General features: G+C 67.5%; 14 protein-coding genes and 5 pseudogenes. 11 read left to right on the top strand and 8 right to left on the bottom strand.

The features are described from left to right. Positions 1 to 102 precede the first annotated feature (102 nt). Complete coding sequence (locus MQV74_RS06365) at positions 103 to 1,353, top strand: MFS transporter (RefSeq protein ID WP_242715045.1); 1,251 nt, start codon at positions 103 to 105, stop codon at positions 1,351 to 1,353. A 59-nt stretch (positions 1,354 to 1,412) separates the two neighbouring features. Here the strand turns inward: MQV74_RS06365 and MQV74_RS06360 are convergent. After that, positions 1,413 to 1,946, bottom strand: a pseudogene (locus MQV74_RS06360) (AIM24 family protein); the annotation flags it as partial. A gap of 232 nt (positions 1,947 to 2,178) precedes the next feature. On the opposite strand from MQV74_RS06360, the gene MQV74_RS06355 reads away from it, so the two are divergent. Beyond that, positions 2,179 to 2,883 carry a DUF2637 domain-containing protein gene (locus MQV74_RS06355; protein ID WP_242715044.1) on the top strand — a complete coding sequence of 235 codons (705 nt, stop codon included), beginning with the start codon at positions 2,179 to 2,181 and terminating at the stop codon, positions 2,881 to 2,883. A gap of 75 nt (positions 2,884 to 2,958) precedes the next feature. Continuing rightward, positions 2,959 to 3,117: pseudogene (locus MQV74_RS06350) on the top strand (pirin family protein); the annotation flags it as partial. Positions 3,118 to 3,954: 837 nt separating this feature from the next. On the opposite strand, the gene MQV74_RS06345 reads toward MQV74_RS06350, so the two are convergent. The 3 genes from MQV74_RS06345 to MQV74_RS06335 form a co-directional block, all read right to left on the bottom strand. Further along, positions 3,955 to 5,433, bottom strand: a complete 1,479-nt coding sequence (locus tag MQV74_RS06345) for a UvrD-helicase domain-containing protein (RefSeq protein ID WP_242715043.1) — start codon at positions 5,431 to 5,433, stop codon at positions 3,955 to 3,957. Further along, positions 5,426 to 7,687: an ATP-dependent nuclease gene (locus tag MQV74_RS06340; protein WP_242715042.1), complete on the bottom strand. Its 2,262-nt coding sequence runs from the start codon at positions 7,685 to 7,687 to the stop codon at positions 5,426 to 5,428. The genes MQV74_RS06345 and MQV74_RS06340 overlap by 8 nt, the downstream gene beginning before the upstream one ends. 123 nt (positions 7,688 to 7,810) lie before the next feature. Beyond that, the gene (locus tag MQV74_RS06335; protein WP_242715041.1) at positions 7,811 to 9,031 is read right to left on the bottom strand and encodes a hypothetical protein; all 1,221 of its coding nucleotides are present in this window, start codon (positions 9,029 to 9,031) and stop codon (positions 7,811 to 7,813) included. A gap of 918 nt (positions 9,032 to 9,949) precedes the next feature. Between MQV74_RS06335 and MQV74_RS06330 the strand changes: the two genes are divergently transcribed. Beyond that, positions 9,950 to 10,636 (top strand): transposase, encoded by a 687-nt coding sequence (locus MQV74_RS06330; RefSeq protein ID WP_242715040.1) that lies wholly within the window; start codon positions 9,950 to 9,952, stop codon positions 10,634 to 10,636. Between the two features lie 91 nt (positions 10,637 to 10,727). Continuing rightward, the gene (locus MQV74_RS06325) at positions 10,728 to 13,037 is read left to right on the top strand and encodes a protein kinase domain-containing protein (RefSeq protein ID WP_242715039.1); all 2,310 of its coding nucleotides are present in this window, start codon (positions 10,728 to 10,730) and stop codon (positions 13,035 to 13,037) included. A gap of 367 nt (positions 13,038 to 13,404) precedes the next feature. Here the strand turns inward: MQV74_RS06325 and MQV74_RS06320 are convergent, their stop codons facing one another. The 3 genes from MQV74_RS06320 to MQV74_RS06310 all read right to left on the bottom strand — a co-directional run bounded on the left by MQV74_RS06320 (position 13,405) and on the right by MQV74_RS06310 (position 16,191). Next, positions 13,405 to 13,821, bottom strand: a complete 417-nt coding sequence (locus tag MQV74_RS06320; protein ID WP_242715038.1) for a hypothetical protein — start codon at positions 13,819 to 13,821, stop codon at positions 13,405 to 13,407. After that, positions 13,818 to 14,648 (bottom strand): IS5 family transposase, encoded by an 831-nt coding sequence (locus MQV74_RS06315; RefSeq protein WP_242715037.1) that lies wholly within the window; start codon positions 14,646 to 14,648, stop codon positions 13,818 to 13,820. Before MQV74_RS06315 ends, MQV74_RS06320 begins: the two co-directional genes overlap by 4 nt. Before the next feature lie 319 nt (positions 14,649 to 14,967). Next, the gene (locus MQV74_RS06310; protein WP_242715036.1) at positions 14,968 to 16,191 is read right to left on the bottom strand and encodes a sensor histidine kinase; all 1,224 of its coding nucleotides are present in this window, start codon (positions 16,189 to 16,191) and stop codon (positions 14,968 to 14,970) included. A 154-nt stretch (positions 16,192 to 16,345) separates the two neighbouring features. Between MQV74_RS06310 and MQV74_RS06305 the strand changes: the two genes are divergently transcribed. Next, positions 16,346 to 17,824, top strand: coding sequence for an alpha/beta hydrolase (locus MQV74_RS06305; protein WP_374120589.1), 1,479 nt, complete (start codon positions 16,346 to 16,348; stop codon positions 17,822 to 17,824). A 7-nt stretch (positions 17,825 to 17,831) separates the two neighbouring features. Here MQV74_RS06305 and MQV74_RS06300 read toward each other — a convergent pair. Continuing rightward, positions 17,832 to 18,064 (bottom strand): annotated as a pseudogene (locus tag MQV74_RS06300) (IS5/IS1182 family transposase); the annotation flags it as partial. Positions 18,065 to 18,082: 18 nt separating this feature from the next. On the opposite strand from MQV74_RS06300, the pseudogene MQV74_RS06295 reads away from it, so the two are divergent. From MQV74_RS06295 to MQV74_RS06275, 5 genes and pseudogenes are all read left to right on the top strand, one after another. Next, a pseudogene (locus MQV74_RS06295) lies at positions 18,083 to 18,921 on the top strand (IS6 family transposase). A gap of 231 nt (positions 18,922 to 19,152) precedes the next feature. Continuing rightward, positions 19,153 to 20,394, top strand: coding sequence for a serine hydrolase domain-containing protein (locus MQV74_RS06290; RefSeq protein WP_242715034.1), 1,242 nt, complete (start codon positions 19,153 to 19,155; stop codon positions 20,392 to 20,394). 235 nt (positions 20,395 to 20,629) lie between these two features. Beyond that, positions 20,630 to 20,812 (top strand): annotated as a pseudogene (locus MQV74_RS41125) (IS630 family transposase); the annotation flags it as partial. Positions 20,813 to 21,142: 330 nt separating this feature from the next. Next, the gene (locus MQV74_RS06280; protein WP_242715032.1) at positions 21,143 to 22,363 is read left to right on the top strand and encodes a sensor histidine kinase; all 1,221 of its coding nucleotides are present in this window, start codon (positions 21,143 to 21,145) and stop codon (positions 22,361 to 22,363) included. Then, entirely contained in the window at positions 22,360 to 23,055 is a 696-nt protein-coding gene (locus tag MQV74_RS06275; protein ID WP_242715031.1) for a response regulator, read from the top strand. The genes MQV74_RS06280 and MQV74_RS06275 overlap by 4 nt, the downstream gene beginning before the upstream one ends. The last annotated feature ends 33 nt before the right edge of the window (positions 23,056 to 23,088 follow it).

Raw genomic sequence — 23,088 nt, 5'->3', positions numbered from 1 at the left:
GAAAGTGGAACGATAGTCCCGATTGTTTTTCGTGGGGGTGCGCGCGCCGGGTGCCGCGCGCGCCCCCACGGGCCGAGGGCTGATTCCACGACAGGACACGCAATGCCCCACGCATACCGCGAGATCTTCACCGCCCCGGGCGCGAAGGCGTTCAGCTCCGCCGGGCTCGTCGCCCGTCTCCCGCTGCCCCTGACCCATATGGGCATCCTCACGATGCTGTCCGGAACGACCGGCGAGTACGCCCTGTCCGGCCTGGTCGCGGGCGCCTTCACGCTCTCCATGGCCGTCCTCGGGCCGCAGGTGTCCAGGGCGGTGGACCGGCGCGGCCAGAGCCGGGTGCTGCCCGTCGCCACCGGTGTCAGCGTGCTCGGGCTCGCGGGCCTGCTGCTGTGCGCCACCTCCGGCGCGCCCAGCTGGACGCTGTTCCTCTGCGCGCTGCTCTCCGGCCTGATGCCGAGCATGAGCGCGATGGTCAGGGCCCGCTGGACCGAGATCTACCGGGGCACGCCCCAGCTGACCACCGCGTACTCCATGGAGTCCGTCGTCGACGAGCTGACGTACGTCATCAGCCCGGCGCTCGCCGTGGTGCTCTCCACGGCGCTGTTCCCGCAGGCCGCACCCCTGGCGGCGGGGCTGCTCCTGATCGTCGGGGTCGCGCTGTTCGTCCCGCAGAAGGGCACCGAGCCGCCGGTCAGGCCGCGCACCGCCGACGGTGGCGGCGCCCCGGCGGTCTCCTCGCCGCCCGTGCTCGTCCTCGCCCTCGTCCTGCTGTGCGGGGGCGCGATCCCCGGCATGGTCGACACGATGGGCCTCGCGTTCGCCGAGGACGCGGGCGACAAGTCGCTCGCCGGCCTGGTCTTCGCCGTGTACGCGATCGGCTCCGGCGTCTCCGGGCTGCTCTTCGGGGCCCGCCGCGTCGGCGTGCCGCTGCCGCGCCTGCTCCTGATCGGCGTGACCGGGACGGCCCTGACGACCCTGCCGTTCCTCGTCGTCGACGGCGTCGGCGGGATGGTCGTGGTGGTGTTCCTCGCCGGGGTCTTCTTCGCGCCCACCATGGTCGTGGTGATGGGGATCGTGGAGCGCACGACCCCGGAGCACGCGCTCACGGAGGCCATGACCTGGATGATCGCGGGCCTTCAGAGCGGCGTCGCGATCGGCGCGGCCGTCACCGGCGTCATATACGACCATTTCGGCGCCACGGCGGGCGTCTCGGTGGCGGTCGTCGCGGGCGCCCTCGCGCTGCTCCTCACCCTGTGCGGCCTGCCGATGCTGCGCGCGCGGCTCGCCCACGCGGAGCGCGGGAGCGCGCCGACGAACGCCCCCGACCAGGGCGAGGCCGCGTTCCGCGGCTGACCGGGCGGAGGGCGGCCGGTCGTTCCCCGGCGGCGACCGGCGGCGACCGGCCGCCCGGCTCAGTGCTGTTGCGGCTTGGCCGGGGTGGCTTCGCTGGGGCGGACAATGACGTAGCCGTCGCCCTGGAGCTTCAGCTGTACGGATTCGCCGGAGCCGCCGCGCAGCATCGAGCCGATGGACTGCGAACGGTGCAGCGACGTCTCCAGGTGGGCGGTCCAGCCGACCACGGCGTCGGTGTCCACGTACACCGGGTCCTTCGGCGAGACCGGGATGACCAGCGGCTCGCCGTCACACATGAGGCCGAGCCTGCCGTGGCCGGAGAACACGGTGTTGAACAGGCCGCCGCCGGAGATGCCCGAGCCCTTCACGGTCTTGATCTCGTACGACAGGCTCGCGTCGAAGCACAGGACGTTGCGGCCGTTGATGGTGAGCAGGTCGCCCGGTTCGAGGTCGACGAGGAAGCAGGTGTGCGCCTCGTGCGCGAACCACGCCTCGCCCTGGCCGCGCACCGTCATCAGCGGCAGCCCCTCCCCGGTGACGGCGCGCTTGAGCATGCCGCCCACGCCCTGGCCCTTGCGCTCGAACTGGAGGTTCAGGCTGAGTTGACCCTTTGCGGGGCTCTGACCTGCGCCTTCGGTAGCTCTGGAGCGCCCTCCGGTGAAGGAGGACTTCCCGCCTCTACCTGGCGCTTCCTGGGAGTTCCTGTGGGGGTGTGCACGCGATGTGCACGCGTTCTGCTCTCGATCCTGCGGCGAGGGTGCACACGAGGTGGCTGTTCGGCCGTCGAGCGGTACAGCCGGTGGCTCAAGGCGAGTGATGGTTGCGATGAATGAGATTCCTGAGGCTGGTGAGGAGGCCGCCTACAAGCAGAGCTCGTCCATCGATACCTGGATCCGGCCGACGTGTGCTCTTGTCGTGGCGGGGGTCGCCGCATATGCCTCGTACGTGCATCAGCGCGCCTTCGCTCTGCAGGGCGGAGCGGACGCGGTGAGTGCCTCGTTGTGGCCTCTGTCGGTTGACGGCCTGCTGCTTCTGGCCACGATAGGCCTGTTGAGGTCCTCTACGACCGTCACACGTAGAGCGCGCAGCGCGGTATGGGCGGCCTTCATGCTGGGGATCGCGGTCTCGCTGGCTGCGAACATCGCGGCTGCACCGGCCCTGGAGTGGCAGCCAGTACTGGTCGCTGGATGGCCTCCGGTCGCGCTGCTGCTGGCGGTGGAACTCCTGATCCACCGTCCCAGCGTCCCGATAGACGGCAAGGCTGGGCGCATGAAGGGGAAGAGCGCCTCCACAGACAGCGAGCGGACGGACGAGGATCCGCTGCTGGTGCAGGCGCAGGTACTGGATGCCCGACACCGGGAGGCGCATCAGCGCCCTGTGTCCGCCGAGACCCTGCGCAAGGAACTACGCGTCGGCGCGGCCCGTTCCAGGCGCTTGGCCGCTCTGGTGCGGTGGCGTCAGAGCGGTGGCGTGCACCGCCATGGGGGAGAAAGGGAAGGCAGTCCGCGGAGTGGGAAGCGGTTTCGGTAGTGCCGCTGTCCCAGCGTGGTGAGGGCTCGCCCTCGAGTCCAGACGTGGGGCCGTTGGCCAGCTATGTGCTTGTGGTGGAACTGCATCGGCCGCACTCAGTCCGACATCGAACAGGCTCGCACCGACTGGATGACCGGCACCCGCTTCGGCGAGGTGAAGGGCTACGACGGCGCACCGCTCCCGGCCCCGGAGCTGCCGCCGGTGGCGCTGAAGCCGCGAGGACGCGTGCGCTGACCTGGCGAGACGAGGTGATCGGGCCCCTCGGGGGCGGCGCGCGAGGTCGTTCGTTGAGGCCGATGCCGAGCCCCGCAGGGGCCGCCCCCTGTGGCCGCTGGCGGCCGTTGCGGCGTTGACTGCGGTTCCAGTCTGTGGATGGGTGCAGGCGGCTTTAGTAGGGCTCATGCTGACCCAATGCTGACTTTCCTGACGGTTCGTCAGGCACGGCCACGGGGCTGTCCCGGCTGGTCACGGGTGGGCGGAGACGGCGACGGGCGGGTGGGGACGCGACTCATGCTGACTTGAGGGCGTGAAGGGTGGGCGCTTCCGTGGCGGGTAACCCGCGAGTTGTAACAAGCCCACAAGTTTCGGTCTGTGTGTGGGGCAACCGGCACCCTGTGGGCTGCGGTGCCCACCAGTAGATTCTTGGTCTGCTGGTGGTACACGGCCTCCCTCGCCTCTGACCTGTGAAAAGGGGTGGGATGGCCCGATGCGTGGCCGAGTTGGTCCGCACCTGGTCCGGATCTTGATGTGTGGTGCCTGCGAGCGGCGGAGCTCCTGGCGATACCACATGGCACAGGTTGGCGAAGTCGTCTTGTGGCGTCCATGTGGTCCAGCTCGGGGGCGTTTGACCGAGTTGGGATCTTGCCGTCCAGGTGCGTCAACGGTGTTGGTGACACGGGCGTGACAGATCTTGACCCCCGTCTGTGCGTTTCAGCACGGGTGCAGCTCCACGCAGGGTTGCCGGGGGAGCGTCGGCGGAACTCGTGGGCGTCCGGTTGCCGAGGAGCCACTCCGTCGTCTCTCTGGGGGACGTCCGCGGCGTTCGACCTTGGGGTCCACGTCGGGGGACGTTCAGGCGAGCGCGAGGGCGTCGAGGCGGGCGCGTGTGAGTCCCACGTACAGCCCACGATGGTTCTCATCGTCAGATTTGAGGCCGTTAGCCAGGGCTGAAGCCTCCGCAGGGCTCAATTTGATGCCTACCGTGTTCCACTCTCGTCCCTTGGCCTGATGGTAGGTGAGACCAGGTATCAGCGCGTCTTCTGTCAGCCGGCGTTGTAGGAGATTCAGCGCGCTCACCGGTTTGCGGGTGAGCTCTGCGGCAGCAACCGCCGGAATTCGGTCTGCCAGGCTGGCTGTGAGTTCTTGCCACACGGGGGCCGGTTGTAGGCCGGCCTTGAGTTCGGTGAGGGCGGTCTGTAGGGAGGGGCGGGCGACTGTGAGCGTCTCCTTGTCCAGGCCGAGCGTGACTAGTGCGTCGTGCAGAAATGTTGCCTGCGTGCCCAGGGCGTTCTGTGTGATTTCGTTGAGGAGCAGGGTGCAGATCGCGTCTTGAATCTGGCCGATGCCGGGCTTGATGGCGAGGGGCAAGATGAGGGGATCGCACTCCCAGAGCAGCTTCCATTTGTAGGCGAGGGCCACGTCGGCTTCACGGGCAGTTCCCTGCTGCAGTGTGATCGGCATGTGTTGGCGCAGCTGTCGTGTAATCCATGCTTGTCTGTCAGTTTTCCAGCGGAAGGAAACGTCCAGGTGATGCGTGGTGAAGGCGTTTTCGCTGATGTACTTTTCCATTGCGGCGGGGCGAGCGCCCCGGAACTGATAGAGGGCCTGCCATGGATCGCCGACCAGTGTGAGTGAGATCGACGCTGATGCTGCGAGTGAAAAGATTTCCCGGTCGAGGTCGTTGGCGTCGAACACTTCATCAACTGTCAACGAACGCACTGAGGTCGCGAAGTACGAGACCAGCGCCTGTCGTGCCGCAGTAGTGGCGAGGGCGCCTTGAAGAACCTCGCGCACGTTGTCGTGCGTACACGTGCCGGATGAGACGGTTCCCCTGAAGCGCAAGGCTGACGGATGGCTCGCGGGCCTGGGCTCGCGAAGTGTTCTTATGACAACGCAGCCGTTATCGACCTGGAGAACGGGTTTTATGTGGGTGCGTTGGGTGGGGAGGGTAGTCCGCCAAGAGTCAATCACCTCAAGTTCCGTGTGCCCTCCTGGCCAGTGCAGAACGCCTTCTTTGAGCAGATGGGAGAGGAGGTCGCACAAAAGGGTGTCCAGGGTCACGATGCGGTGCGGCCAGCGCAGCGATGCCGAACCCCATTGCCGGGAGACCCGAGTGCGCAACTCCTCCGTGGCCGATCTGGTAAAGCTGACCGCTACGACCGCGCGCGGGTCGGAGAGGGCGGCAAAGCGGTGTAGACCGAACCGCAGAGCCGACACGGTGGTCTTGCCTGATCCCGGTGCAGCCTGGACGTAGACGCGGCTGTCTGGGCACCCACTGGCGATGAGCTGTTGGGTTGTCAGCGCATCGAGCCCGTTGTTGGATCTAGGCATTGTCCTGACCCTGCGGCCAGGCTCCGGGTGCCGCCTGCGTGGGCCAGCCTCCAGGCTGACGCCCTGCAGTGTGGGTCTGCCAGATCTGATGTGGGTCCGGAAGAGAGCCCCAGTCGTGGGCTTCGTCCCCTTCGGTCGCAGACTCAAGCTCCTGTTCCTCTGCACCAACAGGCTCGTCGTCGGGCCAGTACCCCGGGTCATTGAGTTCGTCGTCCCAGTCGACGTCGTCTGGCAGTTTGTCCCAAATGCTGTCGGGAGCAAGCCACTCGGGTGGCTCCGCGGCGGCTTCGTCGGACGCCAGATCGCTGGAGGGAGTCGGCGCGGCCGGGCAGAGGAACTCGAAGAGATCCGCGAGGTGCTCGGGGACCGTCACGAGATGGGATCCGTTGGTCGCCTCGTGGTCGGCGTCGTTGGCTTCCCGGAGCGCCGCGGCGAGTTCGAGGGCGAATTCGGCCTTACGGCGTGCACCCCGGCCTTCTTTGGTTGCTTCCTTGCCGTCCTTTGCCGAGGTTCGGCTGGCGAAGTAGAAGCGCACAGTGTCGACGGTGATGTTCTCCAACGGATGGGTTGGGTCTACCGCTTGTTGGGCCTGTGCGATGAGGGCTTCATTGCCGGTGGTGATCGCCGGCTCGAGGGTGGGATGACTGATGAACACTCGGGCTACGTTCGGATCATGCTCTGCGGCCCACTTGGGCACGTCGCGTGCGCTGTCGAAGGGAAGGTCGCTGTCGCTGTCGCGGAGGATGGCGAGCTTCGTGCACAGTTCCTTGCCCGGTGTCGCCAGGAGATGGGCGGCCCACTGGCCGACTTTGGTGCCCATCGGGATGATGCTGAGGGCATCAATGAAGGCTTGCTTGGCTTCGTCGTCACCTGCCCAGGCCCGACCGAACTCCCTTACCACCGCACCCTCAGTGACTCCTTCCACCAGGAGCAGGCGGTCGGCGAAGAGAGCTGATGAGCGACTCGCGTCGAGGTGCAGTCTGGCCTTGCGAAGCGTGGCATCGCGATGCCGGTCCGGGACCACGTCCTTGACGCAGTGGCTCACACTGCCCTGGTCGGTGCGACGTACGACGACGAGCTCCGTGGGGTCGCACGCCGTGATGATGTCCGTGGCGTGACTGGTGAGGATCACCTGAAGTTCGGGGCGCGCCTTGACCGTTCTGCGCAAGTACCGGACCAACGAGTGCTGCAGCTGAGGGTGGAGATGGGCTTCTGGCTCCTCGATGATGACCGTCGCATGAAACGGGGTCGTGGAGAAGAAGGAATCCTCCTCGGAGGCAGCCTCAGCATGCGCTTGAGCCAAGTTGTCGAACGCTTGCCGCGCCTGCTCCTCCTCGGAGGGAAACTCATCCTCGCTGCTCTCCCGTGGGTTCGTCGGGGAGCGAGGGATCTCTGATGAGTCGGGTATCGCAGCCAGCGTCACGGCAATATGGAGCAGGTTGACGTACCCGAGACCAGAGACTTCCAGAGGCCGGGCTGCGGAACGGCCTTCGATGACGGCGAGCATGATTTCCAGAACGCGGGCGAGGTAGGTGTCGTCAATGACCTGGCCGCGCACGTAAGGCCAGTGAGTGCTCACGCCGGCCGACAGCCTGCCCAGCTGTTCGCTGATGCGGGCCTCGACGGCGTCGATCAGGCTGTCCTTGGCCAGATCCTCCAATAGCCGGGAGGCGCGGGCACGTAGCGCTGCCAGGTTGCGGCTGCCGTAGAGCTCCTGCTGTCGTGCGCGCAGCAGCTCCACCAAGATACGAACCTCACGACGTGCCAGTTCGTCCAGTGGATGACGCCAAGCGGGCAGGTAGATCAGCTTGAACTGATCGATGCTCCGACCAAGGCCGTGGCTGCTTGTCAGGCGCGAGGTGACTGTCCCCAATTGCTGGTGCAGGGAGACGCTCCAGGATTCAGCTTCGCCACCGAGACGGCGGTGCCCGGTCGTGTGCATCTGGCGCCCCAAGCGCCCCTCGGCCTGGATGTCGTCGGCCAAGGTGTACGTGATGTCTATGCTGCGAGCGATGCCGGTGTCAGGAGGTGCCAGCACAGCTGAAGTCGGTCTTGGGAGTACGGGAAACCGGCTTCCTGGATGCGCGAGGTAGAGGGCGTCAGTGAGTGTGGTCTTCCCGGCACCGTTCGGCCCGATCAGCACACTGAATCTGCCAGGAAGGTCGCAGCTCACTGGTGTCTCTGCGCTGGCGCGCAGACCGCTCACTTTGACGCGACTCAGATACATGGCAGGCCCCCCGATCGACTCCGTCACTCTGTCAACATCATCGCTCAGCAGTAGTGCATGCCCACATCGGGTTGCCTCGCTGGGGGCATGCGTTGTGCGGCCGAGATCGACGCCAACGGTCGACGGGTGCGGACTGCAACGGTCGAGCGCTTACGGATCGTGCCTTCTGCGGCAGGAGAAGTGCTCGGGCAGCCCTTCTGGACCGGGAAGGCTTGCGGGTTGGCCGCAGAAGCGGCACGGCGGGATCACTTGCCCCAGTGCGTCGACCGGAACGTTGCCGGGTTCGGTTTCTAGAGGGCGGGTCTCAAGGACGATCGAGCGGCTGCCACGTTGCTGCCTTGGTTCAGTGCGCACTTCCGAAGCCGGCCGGTCCTCGGTGCATCTGTCGCGTCGGTCTCCCTGTCGGATGGATGGCTGCCGCGCTTTGTCGTCCAGGGCGGGCCCGTTCGCCTCGAGGTACTGCTGCCACTGCTGTGCCGGGAGCCAGCCATGGTGCCCGCTTCGCTGGAATGGGATCCGCTCGCCGGCAGCTGCCTCCACGATGAACCGGGTGAGTGTGAGGCCGCCTTCCCCGGTGAAGGTGCTCGATTGGTGGGCTGGCACCAGGACGCGGTGCCAGCCCCCGCAGTACCCGGTGTCGGTCGGGTTCTCGGGGTCGTAGGGCTTCTCGGGGCACCGGGTGAGGGTGCCGCTTTGGCTGCACTGGCCCTCCTCCAAGACGAAGTTGCCGTCCTGGACCGCTATGGGGTTCTTCTGCACGCGGATGACGGAGGCCGGCAAGTTGGGTGTGCGGACGTACGGGACGGTGCCGATGCCTGCGTGGTCGGGATCAGCGAAATCCCAGACGGATTGGATCCCAGCGCGGCGCCGGAATCCCTCCCGCGCGCGCATTCCGCGGGCGGTCTGGGCGCTCAGCTGAGGTTCGTAGCCCAAGACGATGCCGTTGGCGCCATCGATGCGTACGTCGAGCCGTGCGTGTCCGTCGGGGGTCTGCGACTCGATGTCAGCATGGAATCCGTGATCTTCGGAGTCCTTCGCGACGCGTTCTTTGCGCGCGAGGTGTTCGTCGGACTCGTGGCTGATCGGCTTGTCTCCGGGCTTTCGGTAATGGGAGGCAAGCCAAATGCCATCACGCTGGACGAGATACATGGGGACGCGCCGACCGCGAATCTTCAGACAGTCAGGGCAGATCAGCCCCCGCTTGTCGACGGGGACACGCCCTCGCATGCGCAGGAGCACATTGAGGAGGTCTTCGCCGTTGGGTACACCGAGATCGGCGCGGTCCAAGTCGAGGTTGCAGCCGGCTGGTTCGTAGTAGACGGGGTTACGGAAGAGGTCCTCGTCGCTATCGACCTGAAGATCGTCGTCCATGGGTTCTCCCCGTAGCCGCCGCGAGTAGGACTCACAAAGCTACGGGCAGGTTCTGACAGTCAGGGCTGAGCTGAGAGGAATGGGGCGCTGAGTGACGCACGGGGTGTGGGTCTGCAGCGTCCGACTGTCTCGCGTATGGAGTGTCCGCCGGGTAACAGGTAGGGCAAGCAAGTCAGTTCAGGCGGGCGCGTTGAAGCGCGCTGGTGTGCCCTCTGCGGCGCGTGGTGGCGTAACGAGATACACCTTGTGGGCAGTCGGGAAGTATTCGTCCAGTACTGCTTCTGTGCTGTGGGCTGGCTCCTGACATTTCTGACCGCTGTGTCCTAACCATCCTGTGTCGACGCGGGGCGGGGCAGTGAGCTCAAAGACGAGGCCGGGCGAGCATGTCTAGAGCACTGCAATGCGTTCGTGTAGCTGCACCGTGGCACTGATGACTGCTCCCCGGACCCGGTGCCCGGCAACACGGTGAATGCCGACGGGGGTGAGTGGATGATCGAGTCATCAAGCGCTCGCCCCGACGCTGATTCTCCTGCGCAGGCAGGTGACGTGGTCCTCGGAGTCGACTCGCATCGTGACGTCCATGTGGCGGCGGTGATGTCGATGCTGGGACAGATTCTGGCTGTTGCGCGGTTCCCGACTACAGCGAATGGCTATCGAGATGTTGTCGCGTGGGCTCGCACTTGAGGTGTGGTGCAACGGGCAGGAGTGGAGAGTGCCGGCAACTACGGGGCGGCACTGTCTCGGCACCTAATCTCTGTGGGCATTGCGGTGGTGGAGGCCCCTGGCCCTGGACGCGTCGCTCGGCGCCGACGGAGCAAGTCGGACGAGGGTGACGCCGTCGCTGCTGCCCGCTCGGTGCTCAGTGGCCGCGCACAGTTCCCGGTGAATACAGGGTGTGGCCCGGTCGAGATCCTGCGCATGTACGTGATGGCCAAGGACTCTGCGGTCTGTGCCAAACGGCAGGCGGTGAACCAGCTCAAGGCCATCTTGGTTACCGCCGGGCCGGAGCTCCGTGATGAGTTGCGGAGCTTGTCGCGCCGAAGGCTCGAGCTGGCTTGTCTGCAGTTGGCCGAGGGTGACGACGCGGTCGACCCCGTGGCGCGGGCAACGAGGTTCACCGTGCGCGTACTCGCCGAGCGCGTCGAACACCTGGGTGCGCAGGCCCGCGTGCTGGAGCAACGCATGGCGGAGGTGATCGCGACGCACTTTCCGCGCCTGCTCGAGGCGATCGGAGTGGGGCCACACAGCGCGGCAGTTCTGTTGACCGTCTTGGGGGACAACCGTGAGCGCATGCGTGGCGAGGCGTCCTTCGCGGCGTTGTGCGGGGTGAGCCCGGTCGAATACTCATCGGGCAGTCGGCAGCATCGCCGGCTCAACCGCGGTGGACACCGACAAGCGAATGCCGCACTGCACCGCATCGTGCTCGCCCGATTGCGCTGGGACCCGCGGACGCAGGCGTACTACGAGCGACGTGTCGCCGAGGGGAAAACCCGGAGGGAGATCATTCGGAGCTTGAAGCGGTATGTGGCCCGTGAGATCTATCGGTTGATCGACGCCAGTCGTTCGACACCAGGCGACCTCCGTGCCGTGCGCCGTATGTCATAGAGCCAGTGCTCGAGTGGGATCGCCGTTCGGCCCGGGCCCGCGGCGGAAGGTGCGCTCCAGAGCCTGCGGTCGCGGTCATATCCTCTTGTCTATGCCCCCGCGTTCTACAGACCTGGTCAGCCGCGCCACTCGGGTGAGGTTTCGTTCGCTGGCGACGAACCTGACCCTTCGCACGATCGGAGAGGCGTGGCAGAGCAGCAACTTCGCCCCCGTACCCGACGACGAACTTCGATACACGGACTCCAGCGTCCGCCGCATCGCCTTCGAGTCCTACGCTGCCGCCGTTGACTGGACCGACCGCGGCCACGTGACCAGGGCGCTGCGCGTGTTCGAGGACATCATTCGCACGGGGCAGCGAGAGGCATGGAGCGGGTCCTGGCAGGACGAGCTGGCCGACGCACTACAACGAGACGGCCTGCAGTTCGACGAACGCGGCCGCATCACCGAGATACCAGGCGCGTGGCAACCAGCAGTCCGCACCCAAAGCTCGCCTCGCACGGACAGCAGCAGGGCGTCGCTCACCGAGGTGACCCGGCGTCGCATCGTCGAGAAGCTCAGCGCGACGGATTGGACGGGAGGTCTGGGCGACCTCTCGTTCCTGGAACGTCTGTATGACCTCGACGCCTTGCCGAGCCATGACTCGAGGTTCGCAACGGCACGCGAGGACATCGCGAAGCACCGGTACGACAACGACGACTGGGACAACGACTGGATCTTCAGCGACGACCGGTTCGGCCTGCGAAGCGGACCGGACGAGACGCTGCTCCGCTTCCTCAGTGAGACCCTTCACCCCGCGGTGCGCACCGACGAGCAAGAGGTAGCGCGGCTCCTGACCGCACTCAACCGGGTCCTGGCTCCCGACGGTTACCAGCTGGAAGCCTCAGCCGTAATCAGCGGATCCCCGGTCTACACGGCACGCCGCCTCGTAGGCACAGAGCAACCTCACCAGGCGGCCGGCAGCCCTGTTGAACTTGCGGACCCAGACCCAGACCCAGTGCCCGGTACCCGACACCCTTCTGCGCGAGTGCCCCAGCCCACCTCTACGGCGACTAAGGATGAAGCGAGGGTGAGACGCCTGGCCCGAGGGGAACGGAAGGACTACCAATGCGAACGTCTGCCGTTCGCCGACGGAGGTCAAGCAGACGTCTTTCGCGCGATACACAAACGGACAGGCGTGAAGGTCGTGCTGAAGAAGCTCCACGACCGAAACCCGCCCGAACGAAAGCGCGCCCGCATGCGGCGCGAGATCACCCTGGGCCGTTGGCTCGACGGGCACCCGCACGCCATGCCGATCTTGGACGCGGACGACGACCACTGCTGGTTCGTCATGCCGTACGCCCCCTTCACCGCCGAACAGGTGCGAGACCGGCTCGTGGAAACGTCCGAACTGAGCAAGCTTGTCGAAGCCCTGTGCTCGGCCTTGTCCGCTGCTCATCCGGAAGGGTGGATCCACCGCGACATCAAGCCGGCCAACGTTCTGCTGTATGAGGGGCGTTGGGTGCTGGCGGACTGGGGTATCGCCCGCCGCCCGCGCGGACAGACAACCGACCCGCAACGCACCCGTGTCGGCGTTCGCTTCGGCTCGGACGGCTTCGCCGCACCGGAACTCTCTATCGACGCACACAGCGCCACGGGTGCCGCCGATGTGTACAGCATCGGTCAGCTGATCGGCTGGGCCGTGACCGGGGACATGCCCGCGATCAATGTGCCGCTGCTGCCCAAGGCTGGGCCTTGGAGGAGCATCGTGCGTCACGCCACCCAGACCGATCCCAGCCGGCGGCCACACACCGTTCAGGCACTGCGCCAGCTGGTTCGCCAGGAAACGCGGCCCTCAGCGCAGTCCCCTTTGGCGAGGGCATCGATCCTGCAGCGTTCCCTGCACGCAGGTTCTGATACTGCTGCGCACGAACTGGTCGCGCTGGCCGCGAGGCATACCGATGACGCGGCACTGTACTGCGACCTGCTGGTCAAACTGCCGCTGCAGTCCCTCCTGCCAGCCCTGGAATCCAACCTTCAGCACACCCTCGACATTGTCCGGGCCATGGCCACGCTCCTGGGCACGCACCGATCTCCCGAACGGGGAGAAGTCGACGCCACCATCATGTGGCTCATCGGCATCGCGCAGCGAGCGGCAGCAATCGGTGCACTCGACCTACTCGAAGAGTGCTGCAACGGGGCCTTCGAGTGGGACGCGAGCTGGGACCAGTGGGGCCCGCAGAGGGACATCGCGGCGTGGCTGCGTACCTTGAGCGGTGACAATGCTAGTTCGGTAGCTTCGATGCTTCGCCAACACCCCGACTGCGCACGACATTTCAGTCACCTCATCGACGATGCACATCTCGACCACAGAATCCGGGCCGCGCTGACCGCGCCGGGTAGCGCAGGTCGAGCGCAGGCATAGAGCCACGCGGCCTACGCCTCCTTGCCCGAACTGACGTGTCCTCGCGCGGAGAGTATTCCGGGATCACTTTGCGCTTCACACAGACGTTGCCGGCAGTGCCTCTGTGAAGCCCTCCCCCGGTGGATCGCCTGCTGGCAGCGCGGCGTCCCTATCACTGACCTGCTTGGGGCACGGCCGTGTCAGTGGGGGTGGCTACTGTCCTGTGCATGCCGAAGAAGAGGAAGAAGAAGCCGCCGTTACGGGCCCAAAGCGCCGCCCAGGTTGCCCCGCGTGACGAACTGCCCTCTGAGAGTGCGGAACGTGAGTAGTTGTCCGTTTCGTGGTTGGGCTTGAGTGAGGACGGCTGGTCATCGGGCCGCGATGTGCGTTAGGTGCCGGGCTGGGCGAACAGGCCGGGTTCGGGTTCGCCGAGGATGCCCCTGGCGACCAGGCGTTTCAGCTTGGACCGGATGCCCTCAGTGTTCTTCGGGACGACCGGCAGGTCGAGTGCCTGGCACAGGTCGCGGGCCCGCATCGGATGCCCGGTGTCTGCGAAAGCAGCGAGGATCTGCTGGTAAGCGGGGTGATCGGGGACCTCGGGGCGGTCGGACTCGCTGGTGGGTGCGGGCAGCGCCAGGAGAGTCTTGCGGGTGACGCGGAGGTTCTCGCTCTCTGCGTCGAACTCGGCCAACTGCGCGGTGAGTTCTTCGATGCGGCCGCGGAGAAGCCCGGCCTGTTCCATCAGTTCGCGCTCACGTGCCTCGACGTATTCCAGAACTGCTGTGATCTGCGGGTTTTCGGTCATGCCGTCCTCCAGGAGGCGATGGTGGCGCCGGTGAGGCGACGGGCCATGACCGACGTCATCGCCCAGAACACCCGAGAGCGGGAGGTGGCGAGCCGGTGTTCGTAGTCACGCACGAGACGGCGGTAGAACATCAAGATCCCGTTCGTCTGCTCCACGATCCACCGCTTGGCCTGCGGGACGAAGCCCTTCTCGGCCGGGTTGCGCCCGACGATCTCGACGTCGATCCCGTACTTCTTGCCGTGGTCGACGACGCTCTTCTTGAACCCCTGGTCGACCAGGGCCTTCTTGACGGTGTCCATCTGAGCGGCCACGCCGTCCAGCAGCGCGACGCCGGCGGCGTTGTCGTGCGCGGAAGCGGGCAGGACGACGGCCTCGACGACCAGGCCCGACACGTCTACCGCCAAGCATCTCTTCCTGCCAGGCACTCTTTTCGAAGCGTCCTTGCCGGTCGTGCCGGCCGGGACGCCGACGGCGGCGTGGAGACTCTGGGCGTCCATCACGATGAGGCTCGGGTCGGCTAATCGCCGGTTCTTCTCCCGCAGTTGCCACCGCAGCAGGTCGTGGACGGTCTGGTCGGTGCCGTCGTCGCGCCACGTGTAGAAGTAGTACTTCACCGCCCCGGCGGGCGGCAGATCGTGGGGCAGCAAGTCCCACTGGCAGCCGCTGCGGTTCTGGTAAAGGATCGCGTTCACGATCTCCCGCATCGCGTATCGGCCCTGGTGGCCGCTGACCGACGGATGCGCGGCCTTCCACGCGGTGATCACGGGCTCGACCAGGACCCATCGCTCGTCGGAGACATCAGTCGAGTACGACATGCGCATGCTCATGCCAGAACCCAAGCGAACCGCGAACGCCTGACCGGCGACGATGCCCCAACATCACACCATCGAGCGACGACAAGCCGGACGGAAGATCACGTACCGCACTCTGATGTGAACGGCGGCGACGGTGCGGCTGATTCGGCTGGGGCTGCAGCGCGCCTTGCGGAAGATCCTCCATTGCTTGAGGCGCGCGAAGGCGCGCTCGCCGGGAGCTCGTAGACGGGCGTGATCGCGGGCCGCGCCGCGAGCAGCGTACGCAGACCGCTGCGGGTCACCTCGTCGTCCGCGATCAGGAGGCTGACGGGCACGCTCGCGTCAGGGCCGGTCACACCGACGCCCGCACCGGCAGCCGCACCGCGAGACGCCACCGCTGCGGCCCGTCCGGACCGGAGGCGAACTCGCCGTGCAGCAGCCGCACCCGCTCGGCCAGGCCGGGCAGACCGTGCCCGGACGTCGGGAAGCCACCCGTGCTCGTCGCCGCACCGGTCCGGTTGACCACACTCAGCTCCAGCGCGTCCGGCCTGACCGCCACCCGGACCTGGACCGGCCCGCCTGCCCCGTGCCGCAACGCGTTCGTCAGCCCCTCCTGCACGATCCGGTACGCCGCCCGGGACAGCGTCCCCTGCACCTGCGCCAACTCGCCCGACAGCTCCGGCTCCACCACGGCCCCCGTATGCCGCAACCGGTCGAGCAGCTCGGGCAGGTCGGCCAGCGTGCGGGTCGGCGCGGTCTCCGCCTTCTCCTCGCGCAGGACGCCGAGGACGTAGTCCAGGTCCTCCAGCGCGGCCCGGGCCGACTCCTCGATGCTGCGCAGCGCGGCCCGCGCCGCCACCGGGTCGGCGGACAGGACCTCGCCCGCGACCGCCGCCTGGATCGTGGTCGCCGTCAGCGTGTGCCCGATGGAGTCGTGCAACTCGTGGGCCAGCCGGTTGCGTTCGCCAAGCTGCTGCTCCCGCTCGGCGGCCAGCGCGAGCCGCTCGGCCGCCGAGGGCCCCAACAGCCCGGGCGCCAGCCACCGCAGAGCGCTCGACACCGCAACGCACACAAGCGCCGCCAGAAGCACGCAGCCAAGCGCAAGGGCCCAGCCCCACCAGCCGCCGCCCTCCGCCCGCACCGACCAGCCGAACAGGCTCACTCCCACCGGGGCGCCGAGCGGAAGGGCAAGGCCCGCGCCGAGCAGCACGCCGCCGACCAGCGCCCCCGTCCACCCCACCGCCACATGCAGCAGCAGCCACAGCGGAGTACGCCAGCGGTCCGCGCCGGACGGCACGGCAGCGGGAGCGGGATCCGGCAACGGCACCCCCAGCAGACGCCGGGCGCCCATGATCAACACCCGCCGCACGGGCCGGACAAGCCCCATCCCACCGACCAGCGCTGCCCAGAACAACAGCGCCAGAACGGGCTGCACCGCATAGGGCGCAGACGGCCACACCAGCTTCGGCAGCACGGCGAACGGCATCAGCGGAAGGCTCGCCAACGCGCCGAAGAGGGCGAACAGCATGCCCGCATACGTAGAGCCGCGCAGCAGCGGCCGGATTCCCGTCACCATGATTCGGCCAGTATGACCGGGCAGCTCAGAGGGGGCCTCCCCCGATCGAGGGAGGCCCTTTTCCCGCCTTTCAGCGATGCGCCTCCGCTACCCCGGAAACCATGATCGTGCCCTCTCCTCTCCTTTCCTCTCCTCGACAAGGACGAGTATCACTGTGCGAAAAACACGAATAACGTCTCTCGCGGCCGTAGGCATAGCGGGAGCTTTCCTTTCGGCACTGAGCCCTACGACGACCTTCGCCGCCCCCGATGTCTCCGCGGCCAAGGACCCCCTGCGGCCGTACACGCACCAGCAGCTCCACTGGAAGCGCTGCGACCCGGCGACCCCCGCCACGTACCAGTGCACGACCCTCAAGGTGCCGCTGGACTACGGCGATCCCGCTGGCCAGAAGCTCGACATCGCGGTGTCCCGGGTGAAGGCGAGCAGCCCGCAGGACCGTCATGGCGTACTGCTTCTCAACCCCGGCGGTCCCGGCGGGGAGGGCCTGAAGCTGCCCGTGGACGTGGGGGCGGAGCTGCCCGGGAAGGTGAAGAGGCAGTACGACTTGATCGGGTTCGACCCGAGGGGCGTCGGGCGGAGCTCCCCCGTCAGCTGCGGCCTGACGGCCGACGAAAAGAGCATGGACCGCCCGTACAAGCCCGAGACCTTCGCGAAGGACGTGCAGTGGGCCCGCACGGTGGCCGACAAGTGCCGGGCCAAGAATGGTGACAAGCTGCGGCACCTCACCACCCGCAACACTGTCCGCGACATGGACGTCCTCCGCGCCGCGCTGGGCGAGCGGAAGATCTCCTACCTGGGGTACTCGTACGGCACTTACCTCGGCGCGGTCTACATGCAGATGTTCCCCCGACGAACGGACCGGTTCGTCCTGGACAGCGCGGTCGACCCCGCGCGGTTCGGGCGGGGCATCTTGCAGGACATGGCGGAGGGAACCGAGCCCGCCTTCACGCGCTGGACCCGCTGGACCGCTCAGCGACACACCACGTACCACCTGGGCAACACCCCGGACAAGGTCCGCAAGACCTTCTGGGACCTGGTCGCCCGGGCTGACCGCAAGCCGGTCGACTCCACCGAGGGCCCCCTCACCGGTGACGGCATCCGCGCCCAGCGCCACAAGTTCTTCAACGCCCGGGACGCCGCCGACTGGGTCGCCGAGCTGAAGCAGGCCGCCGGGGGCACGAAGCCGACCCCGTCTTTTGAGGAGGACACCAGCGACGGGAGTATCTGGGCGGTCATCTGCGCCGACACCGCGAGGGCGTGGCCGGGCGACCCCGAGCAGTACCGCCGCGACGCGATCCGCGACAAGGCCCGCTACCCGCTGTACGGCGACTTCGCGTCCACGATCAAGCCCTGCGCCTTCTGGAAGCCGGGCACCGAGCCTGCGACGAAGGTGAACAACAAGGTCAAGGCGCTGATCGTGCAGAACGAGTGGGACTCCCAGACACCCCTGCCCGCCGCCCAGGCCATGCACCGCTCCCTGCACGGCTCCCGGATGATCACGGTCGTCGGAGGAGAGGGACACGGCGTCTACCCCTTCAACTCCTGCGCGGACAAGACCGCCACAGCGTACCTGGCCACGGGCAGACTCCCGTCCGCCGACCTGACCTGCCGAGCCCAGCAAATGGCCCAGTGAACGCTTCTCAACCTGTGCGCCAGGCGATCTCTATGGTGTGAACGGCGGCGACGGTGCGGCTGATTCGGCTGGGGCTGCAGCGCGCCTTGCGGAAGATCCTCCCTTGCTTGAGGCGCGCTCGCCGGGAGCTCGTAGACGGGCGTGATCGCGGTTGAACTGCGCGTACTTCTCAGGCAGCTCACGACCGTAGTACGGGGTGCGGACGGTGGCGCCTGCCCCGCGGTAGGTGCTGTCAGGTAGTGGATCGCGGTCCGTGGGATGATCTCTGTGGTTGATCGTCTCGGGGAGGGCCTGCTCGTGGAGACCGCCGCCGACACTGCGCCGTCGTACCGGGGTTTCCGGTTCCCGCCCGAGGTGATCTCGCACGCGGTCTGGCTGTACCACCGTTTCCCCCTGTCCCTGCGGGACGTGGAGGAGCTGCTGTTCGAGCGCGGTATCCAGGTGACCTACGAGTCGGTGCGGGCGTGGGGTGAGCGGTTCGGCCCCGCCTACGCGGCCCGGCTGCGCCGCCGGCAGCCCAAGCCGGGCGACAAATGGCTCTCGACGAGGTGTTCATCAAAGTGAACGGGCGTCAGCGGTACCTGTGGCGTGCCGTGGACCAGGACGGCCAGGTCCTCGACATTCTCGTCACCGACCGCCGCGACACCAAGGCGGCGGTGCGGTTCTTCCGCAAGCTCCTCAAGCAGCTCCAGTACGTGCCCAGAGTGATCGTTACCGACAAACTCCGCTCCTACGGGGCCGCGCACCGCACCGTGATGCCCTCGGTCGAGCACCGCTCCTCGAAGTATCTGAACAACCGGTGCGAGAACAGCCATCTCCCGACACGACAGCGGGAGTACGCGATGAAGGGCTTCCGCAGCGTCCGCACCGCCCAGCGCTTCCTGTCCAGCTTCTCCCGGATCTCACCCCACTTCCGGCCCCACCGGCACTTGTTGTCCGTCTCCGATTACCGCACCGAGATGACCGCACGCCACACCGCCTGGAGGACGATCACCGGCGCCCCCGCTATAGCATCGGACACTGTGAGACCGGCACCACGACACCTTCAGCATGCCCAACTCACCTGCCCCAGCCGCAACTTGACAGCACCCGGTTGATCCATGCGCGAGCGTGCGTGATCCCGATCCCGGCAGGGCGCGGAATGAGCGGGGTGGGGTTTTCCATACCCCGGCCAGGGGGGCTCCGTCATGGCCACCCATCGCTTCCCCATGGGTGAATGATCTTGGGCCGGACACACCGTCCGGTCGGCCGATCTGCATCACAACACGACTATTTTGCAAAGGCGTTGCGTGGGTCGGACGGCCTTCAAGACATGCGAGGTGACCATCATGACGCAGCCACGAAACTCCGTCCGCGACGTCCATAGCAACCGTGACGCCAGCCCCAACTCCGTCTCCACGCGCCGCCGTCTCGCCCTTGGCTCCGTGGCGGTGGTCGCCGCTACGGCAGCGCTGGTGATGCCGTTGTCCACGGCGTGGGCGGCCCAGACGGAAGTCCGTCCGGCAGTAACCGGCCGGACGGACCTCCAGCGGGGCCTGGACGACATCGTCCGCAACGACGGAGTGGTGGGCGCCCAGGCCACCTTGGTGAACGGTCACGGGCGCAGCTCCGTGTACAGCGGCACCGCCGAACTCGGCACCGACCGGCAGATGCCGCGCCAGGGCTACTTCCGGATGGGCAGCAATACCAAGACCTTCGTATCGACCGTCGTGCTGCAACTGGTCGGCGAAGGCCGCATGCGGCTCGACGACACCGTTGACCGCTGGCTGCCCGGAGTGGTCAAGGGCAACGGCAACGACGGCAGGCGGATCACCGTGCGCCAGCTGCTTCAGCACACCAGCGGCCTGCCCGACTACGCCCCTCACCTGCCCATTCTCGACTCCGGCCAGTTCCTGAAGCACCGCTTCGACCGCTACCAGCCGCGCGAACTGGTCGACATGGCCCTGCGGGACCGGCCCAGCTTCGAGCCCGGCAAGGGATGGAGCTACTCCAACACCGGCTACATACTCGTCGGAATGATCATCGAAAAGGTGACGGGCCGTCACTGGAGCGACGAGGTGCGTTCCCGGATCATCGAACCCCTCGGCCTCAAGCACACGTTCTCCGCAGGCACCCGGACGGACCTTCCCCAGCCGCATGCCAAGGGATATCACCAGTTCAAGCCCGGGGGGCAACTGATCGAGAGCACCGAGATGAGCATGACCTCGGCCAGCTCGTCGGGCGATCTCGTCACCACCTCGAACGACCTCGCGAGCTTCTGGCAGGGTTTGCTCGGCGGCAAGTTGCTGGGCCCCAAGCAGTTGGCGCAGATGCAGAAGACGGTGCCGACCCCTCAGGAGGGCGACACGGCGGTCAAGAGAGCGGGGCTGGGCATCTTCTGGACGCAGCTCAGCTGCGGCGGCGGCTCCTGGAGCCACAGCGGGGGCACCATCGGCCATCTCAACGCCAACGGCTTCATCGGCAAGGGCAAGAAGGGCGTCATCGTGATGCGCTCCACCAACCTGAACAAGGGTGACCGCAACAAGCGCACCGACCAGCTCGTCGACGCCACCTTGTGCAAGATGAAGTGACCCTGTGGGCACCCCACTTGTACCTGGCCCCGCTTCCGCTGCGCGTCGCGAGCGGGCACACGTACACCAGCGGTGCGGTAGACCGGACGGGACAGGGCATGGGGGACGGGTGCTGCGGACACGGATTCGGCGACTGCGGTGCGGTCGCGCTCCGCTGTGCGGTGCATATTCCACCGCACAGCGGACAGGTGATCGCACGGGGGGGGGTGTGACGTGCGGCAGTCACCGTGTGCGGGTGGCGGAACGAGTTCGCGTACGCGAGATCGATGATGACGAGGGCCGGCGGCTGCTGCGGATCATCCGCAGGGGCACCGGGTCGGTGGTGACCTGGCGGCGGGCCCAGATGGTCTTGCTGTCCACACAAGGGATGCCGGTGGTGAAGCTCGCCGAGGTGTCGTTCACCAGCGCGGACCGGGTCCCGGGGGCCATGACCGGCCATCTGCGCCGAAACTACAGCAACACCACCGTTGCCGCACGGATGACTCTGGCCCGAGGCAGGTGCGAGACTCCGAGGTATGGAGAACGCCTTCAGGACCTGGGGCCGGCACACAGCCCTGACCAGGATCAGGGTCCTGGTCAGGGATCGGTCCCGGGTACCTGTCCGGGGCCGGGCGCCACTGCGAGAATGGTCCACGGACGCTGGCTTCCCCCCGGGACTGTGAGCCGCTGCGGGGGACGGCTCCCGGACGGCGGTCACGAGTAGACCGGCGAAAGCCGGGATCGACCGACCGTGGAAGGGACCACCAGCATGTCGACGCACCACCGGCCGCTGCCGCCGTCACCGAGACCTAGCGGCCGGCCCTGGACCGTCAGCGACTGGCTGGTGGCTGTCGGGGCGGCCGTCGTCGATCTCCTCGGCTACACGGTCGGCGGGCCGGGCGGCGGCCAGCCGGTCTCCCTGACCGCGCTGGTCCTGCTCGTACTGGCGGCCGTACCGCTGCTCACCAGGCGCCGCCACCCGCTGGCGTCGCTGACGGGTGTGCTGGTCCTGGGCCTGGCGCTGAACCTGAGCGGGCCGATGCCGCACCACTTCAACGGCACGCTCACCGTGGCGCTGTTCGCCGTGGCCCGGTCCTGCCGTCTCGCGGTGGTGGCGCCGGCCGCCCTCGTGGCGGCCGCCGTGACGCTGCTGGGCCGGGGGCATCCACTGCCCCCGCCGGTCGCGGACGCGGCGAGCAACGTGCTCTCCGCAGCGCTGGTCATCGCTGCGGCCGAGGCACTGAAGCGCTGGCAGCACGCGGTGGAGGTCCGGCGCAGGCTGCTGGCCGACCGTGCGGTGGCCCAGGAACGGCGCCGCATCGCACGGGAGTTGCACGACATCGTCGCCCACCACATCACCACCATGCAGCTGATGGCCGGTGGTGCAAGGGCCAACCTCGGAGGCGATACCGAGGTGGTGCGCGATGCTCTGGTCACCCTGGAGGGCTCCGGGCAGATAGCGCTGCGGGAGATGCGCCAACTGCTCGACGTGCTCCGGGCCGGTGACGAGCCGGACGAGGTGCCGTCCGCGCCGCAGCCCGGTGTCGGGAGCCTCGGACAGCTCGTCGAGGAGGCCCAAAGGGATGGCCTGCCCGTCGACTTCGCCGTCCTCGGGGCGGAACGCCCGCTGCCACCGAGCACCGGCCTTGCGGTGTTCCGGATCGTCCAGGAGTCCCTCACCAACACCCGCAAGCACGCCGGCCGGGCCCAGGCGCGGGTGCGGCTGACGTACCATCCGGACCGGATCACCGTCGAGGTGTCCGACAACGGTACGGCCGCACCGGCGGACACCCTGGTGGGTGCCCTGGCGGGAGCGGGCGGTGTGGGTGGACCGAGGTCGCGCCGCACCGGGTACGGACTGATCGGCATGCGCGAGCGGGTCGCGCTGCAGGGCGGCAGCATGGTGGCCGGCGGCCTCGACGGCGGTGGCTTCCGGGTGGCGGCCACCCTGCCGGTGGCGTCGGTCGGCGGAGAGGAACAGCTCGGATGACGGGACCCTCGGAACGGATCAGGGTACTGATCGCGGACGACCAGCCGCTCGTGCGGCGGGGTGTGGCCCTGATCCTGGCCCCTGACCCGGCGTTCGACGTGGTGGCCGAGGCGGACGACGGGCAGCGGGCGGTCGAGCTCGCGCACCAGCACCAACCCCACGTCGTGGTGATGGACATCCGGATGCCGGTGCTCGACGGCGTCCAGGCAACCGAGCGGCTCAGGCGGGAGCTGCCCGCATGCCGGGTCCTGGCGCTGAGCACCTTCGACATGGACGAGTACGTGGTCGCCGCCCTGCGCGCCGGCGCCTGCGGATTCCTGCCCAAGGACGCCTCCCCGGAGGAGCTTGTGGCGGCCGTGAGCACCGTGCACACCGGGGAGGCGGCCGTGGCGCCCCGCCTACTCACCCGTCTGATCTCGGCTTACGTCACCGCGCCCCGCCGTCCGCAGCCGCCGTCGCAGGTGCCCAGCGCGGGCGAGCTGACGCCCCGCGAGGTCGAGGTGTGGCACCTGCTGGCCACCGGTCTCGACAACACCGAGATCGCGTCGGCGATGGACATCAGCGCCTCCACGGTCAAGAACCACATCACCAGCGTCTTCGCCAAGCTGGGTGTCCGCGACCGTGCCCAGGCGGTGATCGCGGCCTACGAGTCGGGCCTGGTCCAGGCCGGGTCGGTGAACTCGGCGGGCTGAACCCGACCGTCCTGGGCCGGGAGAGGGCAGCCG

This window comes from Streptomyces sp. AN091965, assembly GCF_022698285.1.
In the GTDB taxonomy this organism is placed as follows: domain Bacteria; phylum Actinomycetota; class Actinomycetes; order Streptomycetales; family Streptomycetaceae; genus Streptomyces.
Note: the sequence above shows the minus strand (reverse complement) of the source record. Positions and strands in the feature narration are given on the sequence as shown.

Coding starts and splice junctions, on each gene's coding strand:
- MQV74_RS06365 (WP_242715045.1), top strand. CDS start 103: ATGCCCCACGCATACCGCGAGATCTTCACCGCCCCGGGCGCGAAGGCG.
- MQV74_RS06355 (WP_242715044.1), top strand. CDS start 2,179: ATGAATGAGATTCCTGAGGCTGGTGAGGAGGCCGCCTACAAGCAGAGC.
- MQV74_RS06345 (WP_242715043.1), bottom strand. CDS start 5,433: ATGCCTAGATCCAACAACGGGCTCGATGCGCTGACAACCCAACAGCTC.
- MQV74_RS06335 (WP_242715041.1), bottom strand. CDS start 9,031: ATGGACGACGATCTTCAGGTCGATAGCGACGAGGACCTCTTCCGTAAC.
- MQV74_RS06330 (WP_242715040.1), top strand. CDS start 9,950: ATGTACGTGATGGCCAAGGACTCTGCGGTCTGTGCCAAACGGCAGGCG.
- MQV74_RS06325 (WP_242715039.1), top strand. CDS start 10,728: ATGCCCCCGCGTTCTACAGACCTGGTCAGCCGCGCCACTCGGGTGAGG.
- MQV74_RS06320 (WP_242715038.1), bottom strand. CDS start 13,821: ATGACCGAAAACCCGCAGATCACAGCAGTTCTGGAATACGTCGAGGCA.
- MQV74_RS06315 (WP_242715037.1), bottom strand. CDS start 14,648: ATGAGCATGCGCATGTCGTACTCGACTGATGTCTCCGACGAGCGATGG.
- MQV74_RS06310 (WP_242715036.1), bottom strand. CDS start 16,191: ATGGTGACGGGAATCCGGCCGCTGCTGCGCGGCTCTACGTATGCGGGC.
- MQV74_RS06290 (WP_242715034.1), top strand. CDS start 19,153: ATGACGCAGCCACGAAACTCCGTCCGCGACGTCCATAGCAACCGTGAC.
- MQV74_RS06280 (WP_242715032.1), top strand. CDS start 21,143: ATGTCGACGCACCACCGGCCGCTGCCGCCGTCACCGAGACCTAGCGGC.
- MQV74_RS06275 (WP_242715031.1), top strand. CDS start 22,360: ATGACGGGACCCTCGGAACGGATCAGGGTACTGATCGCGGACGACCAG.